8 protein-coding genes are annotated in these 7,685 nt (G+C 74.0%); 1 reads left to right on the top strand and 7 read right to left on the bottom strand.

What is annotated here, in order from left to right:
- A partial coding sequence (locus RIF89_RS09025) for a cytochrome c oxidase assembly protein (protein ID WP_309068790.1) occupies positions 1-313 on the bottom strand: 313 nt, incomplete at its 3' end.
- Positions 313-819, bottom strand: coding sequence for a DUF2243 domain-containing protein (locus RIF89_RS09020; RefSeq protein ID WP_309068789.1), 507 nt, complete (start codon positions 817-819; stop codon positions 313-315). The genes RIF89_RS09025 and RIF89_RS09020, both read right to left, overlap by 1 nt.
- A gap of 135 nt (positions 820-954) precedes the next feature.
- On the opposite strand from RIF89_RS09020, the gene RIF89_RS09015 reads away from it, so the two are divergent.
- On the top strand, positions 955-1,947 hold the full coding sequence (locus tag RIF89_RS09015; RefSeq protein WP_309068788.1) for a hypothetical protein: 993 nt from the start codon (positions 955-957) through the stop codon (positions 1,945-1,947).
- A gap of 37 nt (positions 1,948-1,984) precedes the next feature.
- Here RIF89_RS09015 and RIF89_RS09010 read toward each other — a convergent pair whose 3' ends face one another.
- The 5 genes from RIF89_RS09010 to RIF89_RS08990 form a co-directional block, all read right to left on the bottom strand.
- The gene (locus RIF89_RS09010) at positions 1,985-2,812 is read right to left on the bottom strand and encodes a CoA ester lyase (RefSeq protein WP_309068787.1); all 828 of its coding nucleotides are present in this window, start codon (positions 2,810-2,812) and stop codon (positions 1,985-1,987) included.
- Entirely contained in the window at positions 2,809-3,996 is a 1,188-nt protein-coding gene (locus tag RIF89_RS09005; protein WP_309068786.1) for a CoA transferase, read from the bottom strand. The genes RIF89_RS09010 and RIF89_RS09005 overlap by 4 nt, the downstream gene beginning before the upstream one ends.
- Complete coding sequence (locus tag RIF89_RS09000) at positions 3,993-5,954, bottom strand: SUMF1/EgtB/PvdO family nonheme iron enzyme (RefSeq protein ID WP_309068785.1); 1,962 nt, start codon at positions 5,952-5,954, stop codon at positions 3,993-3,995. Before RIF89_RS09000 ends, RIF89_RS09005 begins: the two co-directional genes overlap by 4 nt.
- The gene (locus RIF89_RS08995) at positions 5,951-6,895 is read right to left on the bottom strand and encodes a PfkB family carbohydrate kinase (RefSeq protein WP_309068784.1); all 945 of its coding nucleotides are present in this window, start codon (positions 6,893-6,895) and stop codon (positions 5,951-5,953) included. Before RIF89_RS08995 ends, RIF89_RS09000 begins: the two co-directional genes overlap by 4 nt.
- The coding region (locus tag RIF89_RS08990) for an ADP-ribosylglycohydrolase family protein (RefSeq protein ID WP_309068783.1) at positions 6,892-7,685 on the bottom strand (794 nt) is incomplete at its 5' end. The genes RIF89_RS08990 and RIF89_RS08995, both read right to left, overlap by 4 nt.

Here is a 7,685-nt window from a genome sequence, read left to right as displayed (position 1 = left end):
GAAGCGTCCGCAGCGCGAGGGTGACGGGCGCGGCGAGCACGAGCAGCAGGGGCGCCAGCATGCCCGCGGCGAGGTGCGCGCCCATGTGAGCGACGAAGTCGTCGTGCGCCTTCTCCGCGAGGTCGCCGACCACGGTGGCGGTGGCCGCGGCGATCCCGACAGTCCACAGCCCGAGCCGATCCGTCGACCACGCGCGCCCCTGTCGCCGCGACGTGACCATGCCGGAGGCATAGACCACCACCGCCAGGACGGCCAGTCCCAGCAGCACGAGGTCGAGCGTCCCCGCGCCTCCTCCGCCGCCGTGCCCGTGCATCAGGCGCGCTCCCGCACGGCCGCCCGGGACGGACGCGTCACCACGACGAGCACGATCCCCACGGCGAGGATCACCGCGGCCGAGATGTTCCATGCCAGGTCATACGGAAGGAGGTCGTCGACGTAGCGGATCTGGTGGATCTGCAACGCCTTGTGGTGGATCGTGCCGTCGTACAGCTGGAACGCACCGGCGCCGAGCAGCACCCCGCCGATCCACCGCGGCAGGTGCAGCGCGTCTCGTCGTCTCAGGTCGGCGAACAGGAACAGGCCCGCGATCGTGGCGAACCAGCTGAGCGCATGGAAGAGCCCATCGGACACGAGTCCGAGCTCGGGCGTGCCGCGGTCGTAGAAGTGGTGCCAGTGCAGCAGCTGGTGGAACACCACTTCGTCGATGAAGGCGATCAGGCCGACGCCGAACAGCACTCCCGACCACACGTTCCGGGCGGGTCGGACGTGACTGCGCTGGGACGACGTCGCGCGCCCGCGGTGCGACTCGGAAGACGTCATGAAACCGATGCTCCCGGTGTGGAAGTCGATCCGGTACCGGCTCGACCTTTCCGCCAAGGGGTGGTAATCGGCAGGATCGCAGGATGAGCCTCTCGATCACCGACGGACCCCGCGGTCGGCGGCTGTGCCTGGAGGGTGGCGCAGCTGCTCGACGACAGGGTCATGCGGCACGTGTTCGATCTGAGCTACGAGCTGGACCCGGGGCGCGGGACCTCGGTGCTGCTGATCGGCGACCCCGCCTACGAACCCACGGGATCCGTGGCCGCGCTCGTGACGCTGCTCGGCGATCTCGACCCCCGAGACGCCGGCGCCGCGATCGTCGTTGAGGCTCTGCGGCAGAGCGTGACCAGCGCTCGGTACTGGCAGGAGCCCGGCGGCGAGGACGTGCTCGCTGCGTTGCCCGATGTCCGCGCCGCGCTCGAGCCGATCGCCGCCGCGCTCTCACACCGGCCGGAACTCGCGTGGTGGCACGAGGATCGCCGGATCGCGCAGTGGGCGATCGACTGGCGCGACGCCGCGGACCCCGCACCGTTCGTCTCGGATCCGGCGGCCGAGCTCGTGCGCTGGCACGACGCGACGCGCACGGAGGAGATCACCAGCGCGCGGGAGCGCCCGAGTGATCCCCTTGCGAACTGGTCGGGCACCTGGTGGTCGGCGCCGACCACGCTGCCGCACACGACGGGAGAGCTGACGGATGGACGCCCTGCGGGCCTGCTGCTGGTGGAGGACTCGCTCGGCTGGGATGTCGCCACCGCGATTCCCGTGCGCGGCGCCGGCCGGACGTGCGAGATCCGCGGTCCGGGCGACTGGGCGGAGTTGTGCCGCCGCCACCCCTTGGAGGTGACGGCCTCTCGCCGTCAGGACTGGTACCGGACGACGGGCAGGGATGGGCGCTGGGTGATGCCCGACTGGCTGAGCGTCGCGACCGAGTGGGACGCCGTCCATCTCACGACGATCGGCTACCTCGCGGCAGCAACGCGGGAGATCCCCGTCGCGAACGGCATGTCGTCCGTCATCGCCGGTTGGGCGCCCGACACGACCTATTGGCTCGCCGACGTGGCGCGCGAGATCGAGGAACCTCGCACCTTCTGGCGGATGATCGAGGACGAGTGGGTGCGCGCGGGCTGACCCGGTTCTGCGGCTGTCCGCCGGGCGTCCGACGGGATCAGGCGAAGCGCGTCGCAATCGCGAGCACCCGCCGTGCGGCCTCGACCATCGCGACGTCGAGGAAGGTGCCGTCCCCGAGCACGACGGTGCCGGAGCCGTCGTCCGCCGCCGAGCCGACGCGCTCGACGATCTCGCGCGCGCGGTCGACTTCGGCGTCCGAGGGCCGGAACGCGCGCTCGATCACCGGCAGCTGCGCGGGATGGATCGCGGTGCGCCCGAGGAAGCCCATCGCGCGCCCCGCCGCACAGCTCGCGGCGAGCCCGTCGGCGTCGCGCACGTCCGTGTAGGCGCTCATCATCGGTGCGGGCAGGCCCGCCGCGGCGGCGGCGTTGACCACGCGCGAACGGATCCACTGCAGGCCCGCGTCGTCTCCCGACGGCAGACCGAGCTGCGATCGCAGATCCGCCTCGCCCAGCGCGAGGGTCGCCACGCCTGCCGAGGCGATGTCGAACGCGCGCTCGACGCCGATCGCGCTCTCGATCAGCGCGTGGATGCGGCGTCCGGGCACGACCTCGCGCGCGGCCGCGACGTCATCGGCCGACGCGATCTTCGGCACGCGCACGGCGACGGTCGCGGGCAGCTCCCGGATGGCGGCCAGGTCGTCGTCGTGCCACGCCGATCCGCGCGCGTTGATGCGCACCTGGACCGAGGACGCCGCCGACAGCGCGTCGACCAGGGCGGCGCGCGCGTCGCGTTTGCGCGCCGGCGCGACGGCGTCCTCGAGATCGACGATCACCTCGTCCGCCCCCGCGGTGAGCGCCTTGCTCACGCGATCCGGCCTGTCCGCCGGGACGTACAGCGCCGTCAGCACGATCCGGTCCGTCATGCGATCGCCCCCTCGTCCCGCAGCCGCGCGATCGCGTCGGCGTCGAGACCCAGCTCGGCGAGCACCGCGTCGGTGTCGGCCGCCGGCGCCCGCCCCGGGAACGCGATCACCGGCTCGTCCTCGGACAGCCGGAAGATCGGCCCCTGCATCGCGATGTCGCCGAGGTCGTCGTCGTGGATGCGGTGGATCGTGCCGAGCGCGGTGAAGTGCGGATCCGTCACGATGTCGGCCGCGTCGTAGACGGGCGCGACGGCGGCCTGCGCCCGCTCGAACGCGGCGATCACCTCGTCTCGCGGACGCTCCCCGATCCAGGCGCCCACGGCCTCGTCGATCTCGTCCGCGTGCGCGGCGCGACCGGATCCCGTCGCGAACCAAGGCTCTTCGGCGAGCTCGGGGCGCCCCACGAGCGCCATCACGCGCTCCGCGATCGACTGCGCGCTCGACGAGACAGCGACCCAGCGGTCGTCGGACGTGCGATACGCGTTGCGCGGGGCGTTGTTGCCGGAGCGATTGCCCGTGCGCGGCTGCACGGTGCCGAGCTGATCCCAGCGCGTGATCTGCGGTCCCAGCATCGCCAGGATCGGCTCGATGATCGCCACGTCCACCTCCTGACCCCGGCCTGTCCGCTCACGGGCATGCAGGGCCACCATGACGGCGTAGGCCGTCGCGAGCGAGGCGATGCCGTCCGCGAGGCCGAAGGGCGGCAGCGTCGGCGGGCCGTCGGGCTCGCCCGTCATCGCCGCGAAGCCGCTCATCGCCTCGGCGAGGGTGCCGAAGCCGGGGCGCGAGCGATACGGGCCGATCTGCCCGAAACCCGTGACGCGCGCGAGGACGAGCCCGGGGTTGTCCGCGGCCAGCGTCTCGTAGCCGAGGCCCCAGCGCTCGAGCGTCCCCGGCCGGAAGTTCTCGATCACGACGTCGGCGGTCTCCGCGAGCCGCCGGAACGCGTCCTGTCCGCCGGGCATGTGCAGGTCGATCGCGATCGTGCGCTTGTTGCGCCCGAGCGTCTTCCACCACAGGTTGTGGCCGTCCTTCGACGGCCCGTGCCCGCGAGACGGGTCCGGGCGGCCGGGCTGCTCGACCTTGATGACCTCGGCGCCCATGTCGCCCAGGTGCATCGCCGCCATGGGGCCGGCGAACAGCGTCGACGCGTCGATGACCCGCAGCCCGGCCAGGGCGCTCATGCGCTCACGTCCCAGCAGACCCGGAAGCCGATCGACGGCGACGCGTCCACGCCCAGACCGGGCAGCAGCAGCTTGGCGGCGAACTGCGGCGAGCGCGGACCGCCGTCGAAGTACCAGTCGGATCCGGCCGATTCGTGCGCGGAACCGCCCTTCAGCATCACGAACCGGGTGCGGCCGTCGCTGTGCTCCGACTCCGTCCAGTTCCACACCAGCGGCTCGAGCCGTCGGAAGCCCGGCTCGCTCGCTGCGAGCTGCCATTCGTCCTCCGACGGGAGGCGACCGCCGGCCCACGCCGCGTACTGACGGGCTCGGGTGAAGGTCACTCCCGTCGCCGGGCGATCCGCCGACGCCGCCTCGTCCGTGGGCTCGCCGATCGCTTGGAGGAACAGCGCGTACTGCGCCTCCGTGACCTCCACGGCGGCCACGCGCACGGCGGACCGGATGTCCGCCACCCTCTCGAGCGTCCGCTGGTCGTGCAGGCGCGGCGGCAGGGGCTTCCATTCGTCGACGTATGGCGCACCGTCGTACATCCCCGTCTCGCGCTGACGGAAGCGCACGGTCAGGATGCGGCGGCCGGGGGCGAGCTCGACGGTCTCGCGGGCGAGCTCCGCGGGGTCCGGCGCGCGCGGCCCCTCCCACGCCGGCGCCGACAGCCGCTCGGCCCGCCGGTGCGGGAACGCCGCGTCCGCGACGTGCGTGCGCTCCGCCAGCCGGGTCCGCAGCTCGGCGAGCTCCGCGGGCTCGTCCGCACCCTCCCCGAGGTGCAGCAGGGCCGCGATCCCGTGCGCGGGCACCGTGACGGCGGGCGCCTCCGACACGACCGGCGCGCCGGGCTCGTGCAGCGCGATCCACCGACCCGTTCCTTCCGGCCGGTGCACGGCGTCGCGCGATCCGGTGTTCGCCAGCGTCAGCAGCGTGACGCCGTCCAGGGCGAACGCGGATCCGTGCACGGCGCCGTCGCTGACGGACAGCGGCGTCCACTCGCCCTCGACGAGCCAGCGGTGCAGGCCGCGCTGCACGGGCAGCATCCGGCGCAGCGTCGCGGCGTCGCGCGGGTTCCAGCCCACCCAGACGCCGAACACGACCTCCCACACCATCACCCCGACGCCGTTGAGCCAGGCCGAGATGAGCTCGCCGGAGTGGTCGCGATGCCAGCGGCGGATGTGGTGCTGCATGTGCCGGCGCTCGAACCAGCGGGCGCGCAGCACGCCCGGCACGGGCGAGTCGGCGAACCACTGCGCCCACGACAGCGTGTGGTCGGCGATCCGCTCGGTCGCGAGCTTCGACTCCCCCTCGAGCCCGATGCCGGGTCGCGCGTCGTCGAGGGCGGCGACGAGGTCCGGGTCGGCCTTCCGCAGCGTGTCGAGGAAGACGCCGTCTGCGCCCAGGCGCCGGATCACGCGGGCCAGCTCGGTCGCGTCCTCGCCGCCGCGGCGAGTGCCGGTGTCCCAGGGGTTGTAGTCGACGAACACCGCGACGCCCGCCTCGCGCAGCGCGCGCGCCGCGGCCTCCAGGCCGGGCACCTCGTAGAAGTCCCACTGGTTGCGGTCGTCGATGCCGATCACGGGGTAGGCGTGCCACAGCACGACCCCGTCCAGCCCGCCGAAGCGCTCGCGCGCGTCGTCGAGGAGACGCTCCGGCGTGAAGCGCTGCGCCGCGAAGTCGAAGAACAGCTCGTCCCACAGCCACACCTGCGCGACCGTGAAGCAGCGGCTCGCCCACGCGGACGCCGGATCGTCGTAGCGCGCCGTCTCGCCATGCCGCGCGCGAGCGCCCTCGCGCCATGCGGTCAGCTGCGCGCGCCAGGCCGGCAGATCCGCGGGGTCGGCCGGCGCGGCGAAGATCTTGGCGTCGTCGAGCGCGAGCGCGACCTCGCCCTCCGCGACGTCCTCGGCGAGAGGCACGGACGTGGGCAGGTCGATCTCCCGCGGAACCAGCGGGTCGAAGCCGCCGCTCACGATGCCGTCTCCAGCAGTCCCGCGACCTCGTCGGCCGTGGGAACCGCCTCCTGCGCCCCGGGACGCGCGACCGCGAGCGCGGCAGCGGCAGCGCCCGCGCGTGCGGCATCGGCGAGGACATCGGCGTCTGGGCGGCGTCCGGCGTCGGACAGGCGTGCGGCCAGCACGCCGCAGAACGTGTCCCCCGCGGCGGTCGTGTCGACGGCCTGCGTGGGGAACGCCGGCACGTGGCGACGCTCGCGCCCCACCGCGACGACCGCGCCCGCCGCGCCGAGCGTCACGACGAGCGCGGGCACGCGCGCGGCGATCGCGTCCACCGCCGCCTCGAGCTCGTGACCGGCGTCGCCTCCCGTTCCGCGCAGGATGTCGCGGAGCTCGTGCTCGTTGACGACCAGGACGTCCACGACGGCGAGCACGCGCGCCGCCGTGTCTCGTGCGGCGAGCGCGCCGGACGGCGCGGCGTTCAGCACGAACGCCGCGTGGTCAGCCCGCGCCTCGGCGGCGGCGAGCACACCGGGCAGCGGGATCTCCAGCTGGGCGAGCACGACGTCGGCCGCGGCGACGAGCGCGCGCTGGTCGTCCCCGAGCCGGTCCACCGCGGCGTTGGCTCCGGACACGACGACGATCGCATTCTCGCCGTCGTCCGACACCGAGATCAACGCCACCCCGGTGGGAAGCGGCGCGGTGGCGAGCCCGGAGACATCGATGCCGTCGCGGATGAGCGCCTCGCGCAGCGCGCTCCCGTCGCCGTCGGCGCCGACCGCACCGATGAACACGGCCGGAACGCCACCGGCGCGGGCGGCGGCGACCGCCTGGTTCGCGCCCTTGCCGCCGCCGCCGCGCGACGACCCGGTTGCCAGCAGGGTCTCCCCAGGTCGCGGGATGCGCGCCACGCGTGCGACGACATCCATGTTCACGCTGCCCACCACGGCCACGGTCATGCTCGCATCCTCTCCGGCAGCGCCCGCGTGCGCGCCACAAGCTCCTCGATGTCGCGCTCGGCGCCGCCCGGCAGCGACGTCGCGATCCGGCCGCGCAGCGGCGCCGTCCACTTCTCGCCGATCGCCGCCGCGCCGCCGAGCGCGCCGAGGACGGAGCCCACGGTCGCACCGGCCGAGTCGGTGTCCCAGCCGCCGGCCACCGCGATCCGGATGCCACGGCCGAAGTCGCCGGCCGACGCCTCGATCGCGCACGCGATGAGAGCGGCGTTGTTCAGCGTGTGCACCCAGTGCAGCCCTCCCAGGCGGTCGTGCAGAACGTCGAGCGCGGCCGGCTCGTCCGCAGCTCCCGCGGCCACGGCGCGTCCGGCCTCACGGCCGAGCGCGATCGCCGCGGCCAGGCGCGATCGCGGCGGAACGACCGCGTCCGCGGCGTCGAGCACCTGACCGGTGCGGTCGGCGACGAGCGCCGCCGCGCACAGCGCCGCGGCCCACATCGCGCCGTAGAGGCCGTTGCGGGTGTGGCTCAGCCGCGCGTCCGTCCACGCCGAGCGCGCCGCCCGGCGCACGTCGCCGGGGTGGGCCCAGCCGTGCACATCCGCACGGATGAGCGCGCCGATCCACTCGCGGAACGGGTTGTGGTGCGTCGCGGTCTCCGGCACGGGTCGCGCATCGAGCAGGTTGCGGTAGGCCGCCCGCTCGGCCGTGAACACGCGTCCGCCCGGGAGGTTGTCGAGCCAGGCCTGCGCGACGTGCTCGGTCGTGAGGGCGGTGCCGTGCGCCTCCAGCAGGT

This window comes from Microbacterium sp. (assembly GCF_031178525.1).
Taxonomy (GTDB): domain Bacteria; phylum Actinomycetota; class Actinomycetes; order Actinomycetales; family Microbacteriaceae; genus Microbacterium.
The sequence above is the reverse complement of the archived record's forward strand: the minus strand, read 5'-3'. Positions and strand labels throughout refer to the sequence as shown.

Excerpts from the sequence above, each read along its gene's own strand:
- RIF89_RS09005 (WP_309068786.1), bottom strand. The coding sequence starts at position 3,996 with ATGAGCGCCCTGGCCGGGCTGCGGGTCATCGACGCGTCGACGCTGTTC.
- RIF89_RS09020 (WP_309068789.1), bottom strand. The coding sequence starts at position 819 with ATGACGTCTTCCGAGTCGCACCGCGGGCGCGCGACGTCGTCCCAGCGC.
- RIF89_RS08995 (WP_309068784.1), bottom strand. The coding sequence starts at position 6,895 with ATGACCGTGGCCGTGGTGGGCAGCGTGAACATGGATGTCGTCGCACGC.
- RIF89_RS09010 (WP_309068787.1), bottom strand. The coding sequence starts at position 2,812 with ATGACGGACCGGATCGTGCTGACGGCGCTGTACGTCCCGGCGGACAGG.